Below are 17183 nucleotides of genomic sequence, written 5' to 3'. Positions count from 1 at the left end.
CCGGCTCTGGAGGGTTTTTCGTCATGTCGAGGTCGCTCCTCAGCTTGCCGCTCGCCGGCCTGCTCGCGTTTTCGCTCTTCGCGTGTGAATCGAAGGACACCCCGCCGGCGCCCGCGCCGGAGAAGGTCGACGAGGCGAAGGCGAAGGCAGACGCGCTGAAGCCCGAGGCGAAGGCCGAAGCGAAGCCCGAAGAGGCGAAGCAGCCCGAGGCGGAGGCGAAGGTCGAGGCCCCGAAGGACGAGCCCAAGGCTGACGAGAAGGCGAAGACCGAGCCGAAGGACGAGGCGAAGGCGGCGGCGCCGAAGGGCGATACGAAGCCCGCGGCAGACGTCGCCGCGAAGACCTCGGTGCCGGACGCGCCGAACGGGATTCTGCCGAAGGGCGCCGCGGACAAACTCGTCCCGGCGGGCGGGCGGCCGGTCGTGCGGCTGCTCGCGGCGGGCGGCGAGCCGCGATCGGTCGCGTCCTACGCGCTCGTGAAGGGCACGTCGAAGCCGCTGCGCATGGGCATGGAGCTCGAGATGAGCATGAGCGCGGCGGGCATGAACCTGCCGCCCACGAAGATGCCGCGCATGGTCATGACGTTCGACTTCTCGACCGGCGACAAGAAGGGGAGCGACTGGCCGATCGAGGGCACGCTGAAGGACGTCGCGGTCGAGTCGAAGGCGCCGGAGCAGGCCAAGATCGCCGAGGCGCTGCGGCCGCAGCTCGAGCCGATCAAGGGGCTCGGGATGCGCTACTTCGTCGACGAGAAGGGCCGCGTCCACGACGTGACCATGAGCATGCCGAAGGCCGTGCCGCAGGCGGCGCAGCAGATGATGACGGGCATGACGCAGTCGATCGAGTCGATGATGGCGCCCTTGCCGGACGAGGCCGTGGGCAGCGGCGCGAAGTGGGAGGTCATCGGCCGGCTCACGGCGAATGGCGCGGATCTCCTGCAGGTCTCGACGTTCACGCTGAAGGAGCGCAAGGGCGACGTGCTCACGCTGGACGTCGCGGTGAAGCAGCTCGCGGCGAAGGACACGGTGGCGCCGCCGGGCATGCCGCCGGGCGCGTCGGCGCGGCTCGTCGCGTTCAAGTCGCAGGGCAGCGGCACGAGCGTGCTCGACACGAAGGACGTCGCGCCGTCGGGCGGGTCGATGACCGTGAAGAGCTCGATGACGCTCGAGGTGCAGGTGAACGCGGGCGGCAAGACCGAGAAGCAGAACACCTCGGTCAACACGAACGTGACCGTGTCATACGCGCGCAAGTGATCGGGGAGGCAGGCGCATGAGCGACGAGGCGGGGCGCGCGCTGGATCTCGGCGCGTTTCGGGCGGCGTACGGCCACTTTTTGAAGGGTGATCGGGTGCTCCTCACGGGCCACTCGCACCAGGCGTGGCCGGACGTCGCGCGCGCGGCGATGCTCGAGGCGTTCGACGACGCCGCGCGGTTCGTGGACGACAAGTGGTACCGCGCGGTCTTCCCGAAGATGGAGTCCGTCGGGCGTCGCATCCTCGGGCGGCTCGGGTTCGACGAGGGGGATGCGATCACCTTCGGCAAGAGCACGCACGAGCTCGTCACGCGCCTGCTCTCGTGTTTCCCGCTCGCCTCGGCGCCGCGCGTGGTCACGACGCGGTCCGAGTTCCATTCGTTGCACCGCCAACTATCGCGCCTCGCGGAGGACGGTCTTCGCGTGACGTGGGTCGACACGGCGGATCGCGAGGCGCTCGTGGATCGGTTCCTCGAAGCGATCGTGCCTGGCACGAGCCTCGTCGCGCTCTCGGCCGTGCTGTTCGAGGATGCCTTCGTCGTGCCGCGGATCGCGGAGATCGCAGCGCGCGCGGTGGAGGTCGGCGCCATCCCGCTCGTCGACGCGTACCACGCGTTCAACGTGGTGCCGATCGAGTGGGGACCCGCGAAGGACGCGCTCTTCGTGACGGCCGGCGGCTACAAGTACGCGGCGCTGGGGGAGGGGATCTGCTTCTTGCGGTCCCCCGCAAACACAAAACTTCGGCCGGCGGATACCGGCTGGTTCGCGGATTTTTCGGCGCTCGACGGCGAGCGCACGGGGACCGTCGGGTACGGGCCGGGCGGCGCGCGGTTCTCCGGCGCGACGTTCGATCCCACGCCGGTCTATCGTGCGGACGCGGTGCTTCGGCACTGGGATGCGTTCGGGCTCGACGTTCCGGCGCTTCGCGCGATCTCGCTCCGCCAAACGCGCCGCATCCTCGCCAAGCTCGACGCGGCGGGGCTTGCTGATCGCGTGGCCTCGTCCCGGGTGGACGAGCGGCGCGGACCTTTTGTCGCCGTACGATCTCCGGGCGCCGGGCACGTCGTCGAGCGGCTGCGGGCGCGCGAGGTCTTCGTCGACTCGCGTGGCGATCTCGTGCGGATCGGCCCCGCGCCCTACCTCACGGACGACGAGATCGATCGCGGCACGATCGCCGTCGCCGAGGAGATCCGCCGCGAGGTCGCGTCGTGAGTCGCACGTACGTGCCCCACCTCGATGACGCGCGCGTCGCCGAGGCGGCGACGCAGACGCACGTGATCTGGTCGGGCGGCCGCACGCTCCAAGCGCACATCGAGGGCCAGCGCGCGCAGCTCCGCCGCGCCGGGCCCGCGATCCTGCGGTACACGGGCCTGCTCGACGAAAGCGGGCGGCTCGTCGCGGGCATCAAGCGATACGGCCTTTCCGTGAGTGTGCCCGGCGGCGGCAAGGCCCCGGGCGTGGGCATCGGCGCGGTCTTCACGCGGCCCGAAGCACGCGGGACGGGCGCGGCGAGCGAGCTTCTTCGCGCCGTGCTCGACGAGGCGCGGGACGACGGTGTCGCGCTCGCGCTTCTGTTTTCGGACATCGATCCCGGCTTCTACGAGCGACTCGGCTTCGTCACCTTGCCCTCGCTCGAACACACGGCGACCGTCTCCGCGTTCCCCACTGAGACCTCGCTCGACGCGCGTCCTTCCACGCCCGAGGACGAGCGCTGGATGCTCGAAGCGTACGACGCGTCCTGGGATCCCTCGTTCGTGCGACCCGCGCGCACGCTCGAGATCCTGCGGTACTTCCGCTTCCGCAACCACGGCGATCTCGGCTGGATCCTTCGTCGCGACGGCCGCGACGTCGGCTACGTGCTCGCCGCGCTCCACGACGGCAAACGCGACGACGGGGCCGAACCGCCGCCCCGCACGTTGTGGGTCGACGAGTGGGCCGCGCCTGGAATCCCGCGCGAAGACGTCCTCGGCGCCATCCGGCGGATCGCGCTCGCCGAGGGCGCCGCGTACGTCGCGAGCTGGCTCCCGCCGCACCTCGAAGGCAAACCGTTCGTCGCGCGGAACCGATCCACGGCGATCGCCATGGTCCGCGCGCTCGGCGGGCCCCTTCCCAGCATCGATCCCGGCCAAACGTTTTTCTCGTCCTTGGATCACTTCTGATCCAGCCCTTGCAACGTTTCGTGGTTCCGGTACCCTTGTTGAACATGATTGTCATCTTCGCCCGTCTCCGATCACTCGTTGCGCTGCTCGCGGCGGCGCTGGTGCTCGTGGCCGCGCCCCTCGCGAGGGCCGATTACGGCGATCCCCCCGAGGTCGAGGCGCAGCGCCTGGTGCACGTGCTCGGCTACGTGGGCGCGGACTACGGCGGCGCCGTGGAGCACGGCGCGATCACGAACCAGGGCGAGTACGACGAGCAGCTCTCGCTCCTCGACGACGGCGCGAAGATCGCCGGGCGGATCCAGCCCGCGCTGCCCGCCGATGCGCCGCGCGTGGATCTGCCGTCGCTCGTCGGCAAGGTGCGCGGGCTCGTCGACAAGAAGGCGCCCGCGAGCGAGGTGACGGCAGCGACGCTCGATGCGCGCACGGCGATCCTCGGCGCGTTCCGTCTCGCGGAGGCGCCGGCGACGGCCCCGAACGCCGAGCGCGGCCGTGAGATCTTTCAGAAGCACTGCACCGAGTGCCACGGCGAGCAAGGCCGCGGCGACACGCCGAAGGCCGCGACGCTGAACCCGCGGCCCGCGAACTTCTGGGATCCGGACGTGGCCGACGGCATGACGCCGTTCCGCGTGGCGAGCACCGTGCGCTTCGGCGTGCAAGGCACCGCGATGGTGCCGTTCTCGCAACTCAGCGAGGCCGAGCGATGGGATGTCGCGTTCTACGTGGTCTCGCTGCGGCACACGGAGGCGGCCGCGGACGGCTCGCCGACGTACGCGCTCGCGGAGCTTGCGACCCGCTCGGATGCGTCGCTGCGCGCGGAGCTGCTCGCCGCGGGCGTGGCGCAGGATCGTGTCTCCGCGGTGCTCGCGGATTTGCGGAAGCGCGCGCCTTACGAGGATCGCGCGGCTCGCTCGCCGCTCGCGCTCGCGCGGGCCAAGCTCGATCGGGCGCGTGTCGCGCTCCAGCGTGGCGATCGCGAGGGCGCGAAGGGGCAGATCATCGACAGCTACCTCGAAGGCGTCGAGCCGGTCGAGGCGCAGCTCAAGTCGATGGACGCCGGCGTCGTGGCGCGCATCGAGGACCACTACATGGGCATGCGCGCCGCGCTCGATCGGGGCGAAACGCCGGCCGAGCTCAGTGCGGCGATCGGCCGGACGCTCGCGGAGCTCACGGCCGCTGAATCGAGGCTCAAGGAAGGCGCGAAGCGGACGAGCTTCGTGTCCACGGCGATCTCGAGCGGCGGCATCGTCGTGCGCGAGGGCGTCGAGGCCGCGCTGCTCGTCGCGGCGCTGCTCGGCCTCGCGGCGCAGGCGGGCCACTCGGACAAGAAGCGTTACGTCCACGCCGGGTGGGCTGCGGCGATCCTCCTCGGCGTGCTCACGTTCATCCTCTCGCTCCGGCTCGTCACGATCTCGGGCGCGAAGCGCGAGCTCATCGAGGGCATCACGGCCCTGCTCGCGACGGCCGTGCTCTTCTACGTGAGCTACTCGCTGCTCGCGAAACGCGAGGTCCAGCGCTGGATGCGCTTCCTCAAGGAGCACATCTCGCCGCGCAAGGCCGCGCTCTCGCTCTTCGGCGTCTCGTTCCTCGCGGCTTACCGCGAGGCGTTCGAGACCGTCCTCTTCTACCAGGCCCTGCTCGCCTCCGACGCCTCGTCGCTCGCAGCCGTCGTGGGTGCGGCCGTCGGCGCGGTCGTGCTCGTGATCATCGTGGCGATGTACACGCGGGCTGGACGTTTCGCGCCGCCGCAGGTCTTCTTCCGCATCTCCAGCTACCTGCTCTACGGCCTCGCGGTCGTCTTCATCGGCCAGGGCCTCTCGGCGCTGCAGATGGCGGGCGTCGTGCCGGCGCACCGGGTCGGCCTGCCGAGCGTGCCCGTCGTTGGCTTCTATCCGACGCTCGAGACGATCACCGCGCAGCTCGTCCTGCTCGCGCTCGCGGTGGGCGCGTACGTGTGGAACAAGCGTTCGCCCGCGGCCGGCCCCCCGCCGCGCGGCGCGACGCCCGCGCCGGCGAAGGGTTAGAACGCAACCCGGTGAACCGCTGGGGCCCCCGGGTGCAAGAGCCGGAGGCCTCGGCGGGCGACGTCCTCGGCGCTCGTCGCCGACTCCGCGAGATCCCACTCCAGATACATCTTGTCCCCGTCGAAGCAGCCGAAGCTCGTCGACACGCAGAGCATCGGCTCGCGATCGATCGCGTAGCCCGTCCGCGCGACGTCGTGCCCGTACACGGCGACGCGCGCGTTCGAATGGATGGCGCGGAGGAAGGACCAGGCGCGCTCGGACGATGTCGTCCGAGCCCAAAGGAGCGCCCCGAGCGTCCCGCGGGCGGCCATCTCTTCGAGCGTCAGGCCTGTACACCCGTCGAGCGACAGGTTCTCGAGATCGTCGCGGCTCTGGATGCGCGCGTGCGGCGCCGCGTGCAGCATGACGAGCTGAGCCTTCGGGGCCACGGCGACGAACGGCCACGTACGGAACCAGGCGCGCATCGCCAGCGTGCCTTCGTCGCCGAGCAGCTCCTCGAGCCGCATCGCTTCGTCCGGGAAGAACTTCGCTACGATCGGACCGCCGACGTGCGCGTGCTCGTGGTTGCCGAGCAGATAGTGCACGCGGCCCGGGTACCTGTTTTGCAGCTCGCGTGCTCGTTCGAGCAGCGCCGGCGAATCGCCTTCGTAGTAGCTGCCGAGGTAGTCGGGCCAATCCATCTCGGCGAGCTCGGGCCCGTGTACCAGGTCGCCGGTGACGACCAGGACGGCCCCGTCGGGCTCGCGGGCGGCGCGTTCGAAAATGGCAGTGATGCGCTCGAAGTCGTCCACGTGACCCTGGAGGTCCGTGGCGACGATGAGCTTGCCGCGTTCTGGAAGCACGACGACGCGTCGCACAGCGGGCGAGAGTACCGCACTTCGGTCTTCTTGCTCGTGAAAGCGCGCACGCCCTCGTCACATCGGGCGAGGTGGCCGCGATCTGAGCGGAATGTCACCCGGTAGCGTCTCGCTGGCCTGGGGGCTACTCTACCGCGCCATGAACAATCAGAGCCTTTCCGCGTGGGTCGACGAGGTGGCCCGCCAGACGGAGCCCGACCGCGTGGTGTGGTGTGATGGCTCCGAGGAAGAGTATCGCGGCCTCGTGCAGGCCATGCTCCGGGACGGCACGCTGCACGAGCTCGACCAGGCGGCGTACCCCGGGTGTTACCTTCACCGGAGCCATCCGTCCGACGTGGCGCGCACCGAGCACCTTACCTTCATTTGCTCGGATCAGGCCGAGGACGCCGGACCGACGAACAACTGGATGTCCCCCGCGGACGCGCGCGAGAAGGTGGGCCGCCTGTTCGACCGCTCGATGCGCGGACGGACGATGTACGTGGTCCCGTACCTGATGGGCCCGGTCGGCTCGCCCGCTTCGAAGGTCGGCGTCGAGATCACGGACAGCGCTTACGTCGCGGCCAGCATGCGGATCATGACGCGCATGGGGAAGGTCGCGCTCGATCACCTCGGTACGTCGAGCGACTTCTGCCGCGGCTTGCACTCGCTTGGCGACCTCGACCCGAACCGCCGCTTCATCGCGCATTTCCCCAAGGAGCGGCTCATCTGGAGCGTCGGCTCGGGCTACGGCGGCAACGCGCTGCTCGGCAAGAAGTGCTTCGCGCTGCGCATCGCGAGCACCATGGCGCGCGACGAGGGCTGGCTCGCGGAGCACATGCTCATCATGGGGCTCGAAGATCCCGCTGGGAACGTCACGTACATCTGTGCCGCGTTCCCGAGCGCCTGCGGCAAAACGAACCTCGCGATGCTCGTCCCGCCCGCGAGCCAGCAGGGCTGGAAGGTGTGGACCGTAGGCGACGACATCGCGTGGCTGCGCGTCGGCCCCGATGGTCGGCTCTGGGCGGTGAACCCCGAGGCTGGTTTCTTCGGCGTCGCGCCTGGCACGAGCCGCAAGACGAACCCGAACGCGCTCGCCACGGTCCAGCGCAACACGATCTTCACGAACGTGGCGATGACGCGCGATCGGCATCCGTGGTGGGAGGGCATGGACGGCCACGTGCCGGACGAGCTCACGGACTGGCAGGGCAGGGCCTGGACGCCCGCGAGCAAGGAGCCCGCTGCGCATCCGAACAGCCGCTTCTGCGCGCCTGCGAAGCAGTGTCCGTGCGTCTCGTCGTTGATGGAGGCGCCCGAGGGCGTGCCGATCAGCGCGTTCGTGTTCGGCGGCCGTAGAGCCAAGCTCGCGCCGCTCGTGTACGAGGCGCGCGACTGGGCGCACGGCGTGTACCTCGGCGCGTCGATGGCCTCGGAGACGACGGCGGCGGCCACGGGCAAGGTCGGCGTCGTGCGCCGCGACCCGATGGCGATGCGCCCGTTCTGCGGATACAACATGGGCGACTACTTCGGGCACTGGCTCGAAATGGGGCGCGGCCGCCCGCATTTCCCGAAGGTCTTCCACGTGAACTGGTTCCGCACGAACGACGCGGGCAAGATCCTCTGGCCCGGCTTCGGCGAGAACCTGCGTGTGCTGCGCTGGATCAACGATCGTGTCCACGGCCGCGCGAAGGGCCACGAGACGGCGCTCGGCATCTTCCCGAACGAGGGCGAGATCGACACGAGCGGGCTCGATCTACCGGAGTCTGCGATGAGCGAGCTCTTCTCGATCGATCGCGAGGCGTGGCTCGCGGACCTCGCCGATCAGGAGGCGTTCTTCGGATCGTTCGGGGGCAAGATGCCCGAGGGGATCTGGAACGAGCACCGCACGCTTCGTTCGCACCTAAAGACCTGACGCGGCTTCTCCGCGCATCCGCACCCGCGGCCCCGGCGACGACGTCGGGGCCGCGTCGTTTCCATCCTCTGCGTGGACCTCTGCCCGAGCCTTTTGCGTTGCGTCGTCACACTGCGCCGTCACGACGACGCATTGCGCTGCGCGCGAAATGTCTGCGCCCCGTCTTGACCTCATCGTCCTTTATCGCTACTTGCAGTTTCAAAATCTTTTGAAAGTTCATTCTGCCATGTCCGAGCGCGAAACCCCGAGACAGGACGACGGCCACGAGGCCGAGCTCATCGCGGCCGAGGCGATCGGTGACGTGATCGAGCACTGGGGGTTTCGTCGCGTCCTCGGGCGCGTGTGGACCATCCTGTTCATCGCGGCGGAGCCTTTGCCTGCGGCCGTCATCGGAGAGCGGCTGAGCTTGTCGGCAGGGGCGGTGAGCATGTCGCTCACCGAGCTCCAGCGCTGGGGCGTGGTGCGGCGCGTGTTCCGGCCCGGCGAGCGCAAGGAGTACTTCGAGGCCGAGACGGACTTCTGGAAGATGATCTCGAAGGTCTTCGACGAGCGCGAGCGTCTGCTCGCCGAGTCGGTGCGGGCGCGGCTCGAACGCGCGGTGGCGATGCTCGAGGCCCGGCCGCGTCTGCCGGGGGCCGAGCAGCGCGCCGATCGCGTGCGCCGGCTGCTCTCCTTCGTCATCGTCGCCGAGACCGCGCTCGACGGCTTCATTCGATCGCGCCGCGTGGACTTTTCGCCGTTCGGCGACCTCATCCGTTTTCCGCTTCGCGTGGCTTCACGCAAGCGCAGGGCCTAGCCATCTCGAGACCCTTCGGTTCGGGGACGGAGCGGAAATGCCGTGCCCCGGCGGGAGAACCCATGTCGATCGCAACGTATCCCATCCAGCGCGTCCCTCATCACGACGTCGTCGGGGCCCTCGAGCGTGGCTGCCAGGAGCACGGCCTCGATCCGCTCGCGGGCAAGCTCGCGGAGCTCCGCCTCTTTCTCGCGCATGACCTCGACGAGGTCGATCGCGCCATCGCTGCCGTGGGGCTCGGAGCGGAGACGCCGGCCCAGGCGAGCGCGCGGCACCTGCTCTCGCAGGACGGCAAGCGCCTGCGGCCCATCGTCGTCGCGCTCGCGGCGCACGTGGGCAAGGGCTTCAACGACGCGGCGCGCGCCTACGCCGTGGCCGTCGAGCTCGTGCACAACGCGACGCTCCTGCATGACGACGTCGTCGACGTCGGCGCGCGAAGGCGTGGCGCCGACGCGGCGCGCGTCATCTACGGCAACGCCGCGAGCATCTTCGGCGGCGACTGGTTGCTCGTCGAGGCCCTGTGCCGCATCCAGCGCGCCGGCAGCGCCGAGGTCCTCGCGCGCATGCTCGATGTCATCAAGGAGATGGTCATCGCCGAGTCGATGCAGCTCGCGCGTCGCGGCAAGCTCGACACGAGCGTCAGCGACTACTTCCACATCGTCGATGGCAAGACGGCCTCGCTCTTCCGCTGGGCGATGTTCGCGGGCGGGCGCGCCGGCGGCGTGAGCGACGAGGGCTGCGAGGCGCTCGTCGATTACGGCAAGAAGCTCGGCGTCGCGTTCCAGCTCGTCGACGACGTCCTCGATGTCGCGGGTGATCCCGAGGCCACCGGCAAGACGCTGCTCGCGGATCTCGGCGAGGGGAAGATGACGTACCCCTTGCTCTGCGCGCTCGAGCGTTGCCCGGAGCTCGTGCCGCTGCTCGAGGCGGTGTGCGCGGGGGAAGAGGTCGGGCCCGAGGTGGGCGGTCGCGTGGCGTCGCAGCTCCGCTCGTCGGGCGTGGTCGACGAGTGCCTCGCGCTCGCGCGGAAGCTTTGCGAAGAGGCCATCGCGGGGCTGTCTTCGATCCCGGATGGAGTCGCCAAGAGTGCGCTCGTGACCGTCGCGCGCGCGACGCCCGAGCGCAGGAGGTAAGCGCCATGATCGTGTCCTTGAAGAGCGGCGCCGACGCGGCGAACGTGCTCAGGGAGCTGACGGGGCGGGGGCTCTGGGTCTCGCGCGTGGAGCGCAGTACGTCTGGCGGCGCCGTGCATTACGTCATCGCGCCGCATTCGCAGCCGGCGGATCCCGAGGATCTCGCCCGGATCGACGGCGTCGCCGAGGTGACGACGCCGAAACCCGCGCACCCGCTCGTCTCGGCGCAGGGCCCGGTCGTGGATGTCGGCGGCTTGAAGATCGGCACGGACAAACCGGTCTTCATGTGCGGCCCGTGCAGCCTCGAATCCGAGGCGCAGGTGCACGAGACGGCCTCGGTGCTTTCGTCGCTCGGCATCTCGTTCATCCGCGGCGGCGCGTTCAAGCCGAGGACGAGCCCGTACGCGTTCCAGGGCCACGGCGACGTCGCGCTCGAATGGGTGCGGCGCGCGGCCGATGCGACCGGGATGCGGGTCGTGACCGAGGCGCTCGGTGAGGGCCACGTCCCCACGGTCGCGGCGTACGCGGATCTCGTGCAGGTCGGCTCGCGCAACATGCAGAATTTTTCGTTGCTCAAGGCGATCGGCAAGACGGAGAAGCCGGTGCTCTTGAAGCGCGGGATGGCCGCGACGATCGAGGAGTGGCTGCTCGCGGGCGAGTATCTGCTCTCGCACGGCGCGAAGGGCGTGATCTTCTGCGAGCGAGGCATCCGCGGCTTCGACGATTCGACGCGGAACCTGCTCGACATCGGGGCCGTGGCGCTCCTCCGGTACGTGCATCGGCTGCCAGTCGTGGTGGATCCTTCGCATGGCCTCGGCCGGCGAGATCTCGTCGCGCCGCTCGGTCGTGCGGCGCTCTCGGCGGGCGCAGCGGGGCTCATGATCGAGACGCACCCGGATCCCGCGTCGGCGCTCTCGGACGGCCCGCAGGCGGTGCCGCTCGGCGAGCTCGGCTCGCTGCTCGGCCGCCTCGTCTCGGCGGAGGGGGCCCGATGAAGCGCGCGATCACGAGCCGCCTGAGCAAGTTCTACGAGCGCTCACCGGAGGCGCGCCTCGTCGTGCTGCGGGAGATGGGCGCCGTCGACGACGCCTCATTCGCGCACCTCGCGCGGGGCGGATCGCTCGACGTCACCGTGGCCGATCACATGAGCGAGAACGTGATCGCGACGCATGCGCTCCCGCTCGGCGTGGGCCTGAATTTCGTAATCAACGGTCGCGATGTCCTCGTGCCCATGGCCGTCGAGGAGCCGAGCGTCGTGGCCGCGGCGTCGAACGCGGCGCGGATGGTGCGCGCGTCGGGCGGGTTCTTCGGCGAGGCGGATGCGCCGATCATGACGGCCCAGATCCAGCTCGACGACGTGCCCGAACCAACGGCGGCGTGTGCGCGGATCCTCGAAGCGCGATCGCGGCTCGTCGCGCTCGGCGATGCGTCGATCCCGCGCATGGTGGCGCGTGGCGGCGGCGTGCGTGATCTCGACGTGCGGGTGCTCGACGAGGCGCTCGGCGTGATCGTGCTGCACGTGCACGTCGACGTGGGCGATTGCATGGGCGCGAACACGGTCGACACGGTGGCCGAGGCCATGGCGCCCACCGTGCACGAGATCGCGGGCGGCACGATGGGGCTTCGGATCCTCACGAACTTGCCGCTTCGGCGGCTCGTGCGCGTGCGCGCGGAGGTGCGCGATGAGGACGTGGGCGGAGCGGAACTCGCGGACGGCATCGCGCGCGCCAGTCGCTTCGCCGAGCTCGATGTCTTCCGCGCCGTCACCCACAACAAGGGCTTCATGAACGGGCTCGACGCGGCCGCGATCGCGCTCGGGCAGGATTTTCGGGCGATCGAGGCGGGCGCGCACGCGTTCGCCGCGCACCGCGGGCAATACCGGCCGCTCAGCACGTGGAAGCGCAAGCCCGGCGGGCTCGTCGGCGAGGCGGAGCTGCCGCTCGCGGTGGGCACGGCAGGTGGCTTGTCGAGCGCGCATCCGGGCGTGCGCGCGGCGCTCGACATGCTGGGCGCATCGAACGCGGGCGAGCTCGCCGTGGCGCTCGCATCGGTCGGGCTCGCGTCGAACCTCGCGGCGCTTCGCGCGCTCGCGGGGGAGGGGATCCAGCGAGGTCACATGCGCTTGCACGAGCGCAAGCACAACGTGCAGGCCGATCCGGCGCCCGCGCTGAACGGGTCGCGAAGCGAGGTGGGACGATGAGCGAGGTGTCGACGAAGGCTCCGCGCGCGGGCAGCGGCGAGATGTTCGACGCGATTGCGGCGCGTTACGACCTCCTGAACCGGATCCTCTCGCTCGGGATGGATCAAGGCTGGCGGCGCCGCGCGGTCGAGGCGCTCGCGCTGCGCCCAGGCGCACGCGTGCTCGATCTCGCCACGGGGACCGCGGACCTCGCGATGTCGATCGCGAAGTCATACCCCGACGTGACGGTGGTCGGCCTCGATCCGTCGAGCGGCATGCTGGCCGAGGGCGCGCACAAGCTCGCCGCGGCTGGGCTCGAAGGTCGCATCACGCTGCGGATCGGCGACGCGCAGGCCTTGCCGTTCGAGGACGCGAGCGTCGAGGGCGTGGCCATCGCGTTCGGGATCCGCAACGTCCCCGATCGCGCAAAAGCGCTCCGCGAGATGGCGCGCGTCACGCGACCGGGCGGGCGTGTCGTGATCCTCGAGCTCTCCGAGCCTCGGGCCGGCGTGATGGGCCTGCTCGCGCGCACGTACGTGCACGAGATCGTCCCGCGCATCGGCGCGGCGCTCTCGGGGGCGAAGGAGTACCGCTATTTGCAGCGCTCGATCGAGGCGTTTCCGCCGCCCGACGTCTTCGGCCGGATGATGGAGGAGGCGGGGCTCCGTGTGCTCGAAGCTTCGCCGCTCACGTTCGGCGTCGCGCATCTCTTCGTGGGCACGCCGCTCGGGGAAGGGGCGCGGCGGGAGGAGGCATAGGTGTCTTCGGGCCTCGGGACAGACCTCCTCGCGCGGCTCTCGCGGGCCACGAGGAGAGGAGCGGGATCGGCCGGGGAGATCGTGGCCGTCGTGGCCCCCGCGCCGGTCGTGCCCGCGGCCCGGCTCGTCGCTGCGTGCGCGTCCGCCACGCCGATCGTGCTGTTCCAGGCCCCTCCGCGCGACGACGAGGAGCCGCTCGGCATCGTCGGCTTCGGCGAGATCGCGCGGGTCGAGGGGAGCGGACCCGAGCGGCTCGTGCAGGTCACGAGCGCGGCGCGGAAGCTGTTCGCGTCGCTGCGCGAGGAGCGTGACGCGGATGCCGGTAGCGCGCCGGGGCCGCGGTTCGTCGGGGGTTTGTCCTTCCGGACCGAGGCGCATCACGAGCCGCCGTGGACGTCGTTCGCGGATGCGAGTTTTTCCCTTCCGCGGTGGATCTACGTGGCCCGCGCAGGCGAGGCGTGGCTTTGGCTTCTGGTCCGCGAAGAGGACCTTGCATCGGAGCGTTCTTCCATCGAAGCCGAGCTCGCGTCGATCGAGGCGGCCTTCGTGGCCGCGGCGCAGCCTGCGCAGGATGCGCCTTCGCATGGGGCAGGGGAGGGCGCGAAGATCGAAGGGACGAGCCGCGAGGCGTTCTGTTCGCTCGTGCGCGAGGCGCTCGACGCCATCCGTGCGGGCGAGATCGACAAGGTCGTCCCCGTCGCCGCGAGCCGCGTCTGTCCGACTCGTTCGCTCGACGCGCGTGCCGTCCTTGCGCGGATCGCCGACGCCTACGCCGAGACCACGCGGTTCGCCGTGCAGCGCGGAGAGCGTGTCTTCCTCGGCGCCTCGCCCGAGCGGCTCATCTCGCGTCGTGGCCGCGTCCTCAGCACGGACGGGCTCGCCGGCACGGTGCGACGTGGCGAAGGCGATGCGTCTCTCGTGCGTGCGCTCCTCGCGAGCCCCAAGGAGCGACGCGAGCACGCGCTCGTCGTCGAGTCCATCGCATCCGTGCTCGGCCCTCGTTGCGCCTCGCTCGACGTACCCGAGACGCCCACGATCCGCAGCCTGCCCAACGTCCATCACCTGTGGACGCCGATCCGCGGCGCCCTTCATGACGACACGCATGTGCTCGCGCTCGTCGAGGCCTTGCACCCGACGCCGGCCGTCTCGGGCACGCCGCGTGATCGCGCGACCGCGTGGATCGCCGCGCACGAGCCCGACGCGCGCGGCTGGTACACGGGCGCCGTCGGATGGTTCGACGCCGCCGGGGATGGTGATTTCGCAGTCGCCATCCGCGCCGGACTCGTCTCGGAGGACGAGGCCTGGCTCTACGCGGGCGCCGGGATCGTCGAGGGATCGGATCCGCCCGCCGAGTACGCCGAGACCCGCGCGAAGCAAGCGCCCATGCTCGTGGCCCTGGGGATCGTATGAACACCAACGGAAACGATCACCTCGCCTGGGCCGAGACCTTCATGGCCGCGCTCGCCTCGGCCGGCGTGCGTGATGTCGTGGTTTGTCCGGGCTCCCGCTCCACGCCGCTCGCGCTCGCCGCCGACGTCACCGAGGGCCTGCAGATCCACACGGCGGTCGACGAGCGGGCCGCAGCCTTTTTCGCGCTGGGACAAGCCCGCGTGACCCGCCTTCCGAGCGTCGTGCTCTGCACGTCAGGCACGGCCGGTGCGCACTTCATGCCCGCCGTGATCGAGGCCTCGCAGAGCCACGTCCCGCTCCTCCTTGTCACGGCCGACAGGCCCTGGGAGGCCGTCGACGTCGCCGCGCCGCAGACCATCGACCAGACCAAGCTCTTCGGCGCGCACGTGCGCTTCTTCGTGGAGCTCGGCCTTCCCGATCCCGGCGCGCCGCGCGAGGCCCCGGCCCGCGTCGCGATCCACGCCGCGACCCGCGCCCTCGGCCCCGATCCCGGCCCCGTGCACGTGAACGCGCGCTTCCGCAAGCCGCTCGAGCCTTCACAGCCGTGGCCCGATCCCGATCGAGCCACGCGCCTCGCCGACGTCCTTCGCCGCGGCACGACGCGCGTCTTCACGCCCCGGATCACGGCGCCGCCCGAGGCCCTCGACGACCTCGCCGCGCGCATTTCCCACACGGAACGAGGCCTCATCGTCTGTGGCCCCGCGCCCGTCGATCGCCCCGAATCCCCGCTGCGCGAAGCCGCCGTCGCGCTCGCTCGTGCCACCGGCTTCCCCCTCCTCGCCGAGACCACGAGCCAGGCCCGCTTCGGAGCCGCCGCGCCGGACGTCGTCTCTTGCGCCTCCTTCGACGCCCTCCTGCGCGATTGCGCTTTCGCCGAGCGCCATGCGCCCGATCTCCTCATCGAACTGGGCGCGCCCCCCACGTCCCAGGGGTACGCCGACTACATCGGAAAACACCCGACCGCCGCGCGTTACGTCATCGCGCCCCACGGCTGGAACGATCCCTCGCAGGACGCGACGGCCCTCGTCCTCGCCGATCCCGCCGAGACGGCCCGCGCCCTCGCTGCGCGCCTCGGCCCTCCGCGCCGCTCCTCGCCGAGCGCCTGGGCCGAGAGCTTCCGCCGCGCCGACGCCCTCGTCTGGTCCCTCGCCGAGGCCCACGCTCCCGCCGTCCACCTCACCGAGGCCGCCGTCGCCCGCATCGTCGTCGCCGCCTCCCCCGCGGGCGCGCTCTTCTCCGTCGGCAACAGCTTGCCCGTCCGCGACGTCGACCTCTGGGCCCCGCCTCGAACGAACCCCCTCGGCGTCCTCCACCAGCGCGGCGCCAGCGGCATCGACGGCCTCGTCGCCTCCGCCGCCGGCGCGGCCAGCGTCGCTGGTCGGCCCGTCGTCCTCCTCCTCGGCGACACCAGCGTCCTGCACGACCTCACGAGCCTCTCGCTCGCGCGCCGTGCTCCCGTCCCCCTCGTCGTCGTCGTCGTCCAGAACCAGGGCGGCCGCATCTTCGAGCGCCTCCCCATCGCCCGCGCCGTCGATGTCGATCGCTTCGATAAGTACTTCACGATGCACGAGCCCGTTGATCTCGCGCCCGCCGCGGCCGCGTTCGGCGTTCGGTTCGCCCGTGTCGCGTCGGAGCACGCCCTTGGCCGTGCGTTCGCCGACGCCCTCCGGACGGCTGGCGCGACGCTGATCGAGGCCGTGGTCCCGCCGGACGACGGTCGCGCGCGTGTCACCCGCTTCCGGACCGAGCTTTCCGCCGCGCTCGCCCGCGAGGATCTCTCATGAGCCCCGAAAAGACCGCGACCCTCGGGTCCTTGCCTTCCGCCGCTTCCGCGCCCTCGATCCGCCCGGGCTCGGTCCGCGCCTGGGTCCTCGCTTGCCGCCCCGCCACCTTGACGGCCGCCGTCGTCCCCGTCGCCGTCGGCAGCGCCGTCGCCTATGCGAGTGGCTCGTTCCGCGCGCTCCCTGCGCTCGCGGCCCTGCTCGGCTCGATCCTCATCCAGATCGCCACGAACTTCGCGAACGACGTCTTCGACCACGAAAAAGGCGCCGACACCGAGGAGCGCCTCGGCCCGACCCGCGCCACCGCCACGGGCCTGCTCACCCCGCGCCAGGTCCGCAATGGCCTCGCCGTCACGGTCGCGCTCGCCCTGCTCCCCGGCCTCTACCTCGCGTCCGTGGGCGGATGGCCCATCGTCGCCATCGGCATCACCTCGATCCTCGCCGGCATCGCCTACACCGGCGGACCGTACCCGCTCGGCTACCACGGGCTCGGCGACGTCTTCGTCTTCCTGTTCTTCGGCCTCGTGGCCGTCTGCGGCACCGCCTTCGTCCAGGTCGGCGGCGTCCCGCCCCTCGCGCTCCTCGCCGCCGTGCCCGTGGGCGCGCTCGCCACCGCGATCCTCGTCGTCAACAACGTCCGCGACCGCGAAACCGACGTGAAGGCTGGCAAGCGCACGCTCGCCGTTCGCTTCGGCCGCCGCGCCGGCATCCTCGAGTATGCTGCGCTCCTCGCTGCCTCCTACGCTGCGCCCGTCGTCTGCGTGGCCAGCCTCGGCCGCTCGCCGTGGGCGCTCTTGCCGCTCGTGTCCTTGCCCCTCGGCCTCGGCTTGCTCCGGGCCCTCGCGACACGGGAAGGCCGCCCGCTGAATGCGGTCCTCGCGCGGACGGCCATGCTCCTCTTGCTGTTTGGCGTCCTGTTCAGCGTCGGGCTCGTGGTCGGGGGAGCGTAG

General features: G+C 70.8%; 14 protein-coding genes. 13 read left to right on the top strand and 1 reads right to left on the bottom strand.

Translation table 11 applies throughout. The features are described from left to right. Positions 1-23: 23 nt before the first annotated feature. The 4 genes from KEG38_RS31890 to KEG38_RS31875 are packed head-to-tail and all read left to right on the top strand — an operon-like array spanning position 24 to position 5431. Positions 24-1253, top strand: a complete 1230-nt coding sequence (locus KEG38_RS31890) for a hypothetical protein (RefSeq protein ID WP_272423723.1) — start codon at positions 24-26, stop codon at positions 1251-1253. Positions 1254-1269: 16 nt separating this feature from the next. After that, positions 1270-2463, top strand: a complete 1194-nt coding sequence (locus tag KEG38_RS31885) for an aminotransferase class V-fold PLP-dependent enzyme (protein WP_272423722.1) — start codon at positions 1270-1272, stop codon at positions 2461-2463. Then, positions 2460-3410 carry a GNAT family N-acetyltransferase gene (locus KEG38_RS31880; RefSeq protein ID WP_272423721.1) on the top strand — a complete coding sequence of 317 codons (951 nt, stop codon included), beginning with the start codon at positions 2460-2462 and terminating at the stop codon, positions 3408-3410. Before KEG38_RS31885 ends, KEG38_RS31880 begins: the two co-directional genes overlap by 4 nt. A 44-nt stretch (positions 3411-3454) precedes the next feature. Beyond that, on the top strand, positions 3455-5431 hold the full coding sequence (locus KEG38_RS31875; RefSeq protein WP_272423720.1) for an FTR1 family protein: 1977 nt from the start codon (positions 3455-3457) through the stop codon (positions 5429-5431). Here the strand turns inward: KEG38_RS31875 and KEG38_RS31870 are convergent. Next, positions 5428-6288, bottom strand: a complete 861-nt coding sequence (locus KEG38_RS31870) for a metallophosphoesterase (protein ID WP_272423719.1) — start codon at positions 6286-6288, stop codon at positions 5428-5430. The genes KEG38_RS31875 and KEG38_RS31870 overlap by 4 nt on opposite strands. Positions 6289-6427: 139 nt before the next feature. Here KEG38_RS31870 and KEG38_RS31865 point away from each other — a divergent pair, with 139 nt between their 5' ends. The 9 genes from KEG38_RS31865 (at position 6428) to KEG38_RS31825 (ending at position 17183) form a co-directional block, all read left to right on the top strand. Then, positions 6428-8176 carry a phosphoenolpyruvate carboxykinase (GTP) gene (locus KEG38_RS31865; RefSeq protein WP_272423718.1) on the top strand — a complete coding sequence of 583 codons (1749 nt, stop codon included), beginning with the start codon at positions 6428-6430 and terminating at the stop codon, positions 8174-8176. Between the two features lie 226 nt (positions 8177-8402). Further along, a complete protein-coding gene (locus tag KEG38_RS31860) occupies positions 8403-8972 on the top strand; it encodes a GbsR/MarR family transcriptional regulator (RefSeq protein WP_272423716.1) in 570 nt (189 codons plus the stop codon). Positions 8973-9034: 62 nt separating this feature from the next. Then, entirely contained in the window at positions 9035-10105 is a 1071-nt protein-coding gene (locus KEG38_RS31855; RefSeq protein WP_272423714.1) for a polyprenyl synthetase family protein, read from the top strand. A gap of 5 nt (positions 10106-10110) precedes the next feature. Further along, positions 10111-11100, top strand: a complete 990-nt coding sequence (aroF, locus tag KEG38_RS31850) for a 3-deoxy-7-phosphoheptulonate synthase (RefSeq protein WP_272423713.1) — start codon at positions 10111-10113, stop codon at positions 11098-11100. Beyond that, the gene (locus KEG38_RS31845) at positions 11097-12305 is read left to right on the top strand and encodes a hydroxymethylglutaryl-CoA reductase, degradative (RefSeq protein ID WP_272423712.1); all 1209 of its coding nucleotides are present in this window, start codon (positions 11097-11099) and stop codon (positions 12303-12305) included. Before aroF ends, KEG38_RS31845 begins: the two co-directional genes overlap by 4 nt. After that, positions 12302-13042: a bifunctional demethylmenaquinone methyltransferase/2-methoxy-6-polyprenyl-1,4-benzoquinol methylase UbiE gene (gene ubiE / locus KEG38_RS31840; protein WP_272423711.1), complete on the top strand. Its 741-nt coding sequence runs from the start codon at positions 12302-12304 to the stop codon at positions 13040-13042. The genes KEG38_RS31845 and ubiE overlap by 4 nt, the downstream gene beginning before the upstream one ends. Continuing rightward, positions 13043-14452, top strand: coding sequence for an isochorismate synthase (locus KEG38_RS31835; RefSeq protein ID WP_272423709.1), 1410 nt, complete (start codon positions 13043-13045; stop codon positions 14450-14452). It begins immediately after the preceding gene. Beyond that, positions 14449-16236, top strand: a complete 1788-nt coding sequence (gene menD / locus KEG38_RS31830) for a 2-succinyl-5-enolpyruvyl-6-hydroxy-3-cyclohexene-1-carboxylic-acid synthase (RefSeq protein WP_272423708.1) — start codon at positions 14449-14451, stop codon at positions 16234-16236. Before KEG38_RS31835 ends, menD begins: the two co-directional genes overlap by 4 nt. After that, the gene (locus tag KEG38_RS31825; RefSeq protein WP_272423706.1) at positions 16233-17183 is read left to right on the top strand and encodes a 1,4-dihydroxy-2-naphthoate polyprenyltransferase; all 951 of its coding nucleotides are present in this window, start codon (positions 16233-16235) and stop codon (positions 17181-17183) included. Before menD ends, KEG38_RS31825 begins: the two co-directional genes overlap by 4 nt.

Source organism: Polyangium jinanense, from assembly GCF_028435265.1.
Classification (GTDB): domain Bacteria; phylum Myxococcota_A; class Polyangia; order Polyangiales; family Polyangiaceae; genus Polyangium; species Polyangium jinanense.
This window is presented reverse-complemented; position numbering and strand designations above follow the sequence as displayed.